We start from the raw sequence: 559 nt of genomic DNA, 5'->3' as shown, positions 1-559 counted from the left end.
TCCCGTTTTCTATCACAAGGCTATGATGTCGTTGCAACAGATCCGGCAGAAAATGCAGAAGCACGTATGAGAGAAAGTATAGAAAACGCATGGCCAGCCCTCGAAAAGCAGGGATTAGCTGAAGGCGCTTCTAAGGACAGACTTACGTTCGAACCCGATTTGGCAAAAGCCATATCAAATGCCGATCTTATTCAGGAAAATGTACCTGAGCGAGAAGAGTTAAAAAGAATGGTTTTAGCAGAAATTGACCGCTTGTCGAAACCGGAAGCGATTATCGCTTCGAGTACATCAGGACTAAAGCCCAGTACTTTACAGGAAGATTGCCAGCGGCCTGAACGGGTCATTGTTGCGCATCCGTTCAATCCAGTCTATTTAATTCCACTCGTAGAATTGGTTGGCGGAAAAGATACTTCTCCCGAGATCATAGAAATTTCAGAGCGATTTTATGAATCTATTAAAATGAAGCCGCTTGTCATTTCAACCGAAGTGGAAGGCCATGTTGCTGACCGGCTCATGGAAGCCATCTGGCGCGAAGCACTGCACCTTGTAAATGACGGTG

The 559-nt window shown here is 45.6% G+C and carries 1 protein-coding gene; it reads left to right on the top strand.

Translation table 11 applies throughout. The annotated features are described in order from the left end of the window. Positions 1 to 559 (top strand): 3-hydroxyacyl-CoA dehydrogenase NAD-binding domain-containing protein (locus HP456_RS24740; RefSeq protein WP_246289429.1); only part of this gene is annotated, 559 nt, incomplete at both ends.

The organism is Bacillus haikouensis (assembly GCF_013179555.1).
GTDB classification, from domain to species: Bacteria; Bacillota; Bacilli; order Bacillales; family Bacillaceae_B; genus Rossellomorea; species Rossellomorea haikouensis_A.
Note: the sequence above shows the minus strand (reverse complement) of the source record. Positions and strands in the feature narration are given on the sequence as shown.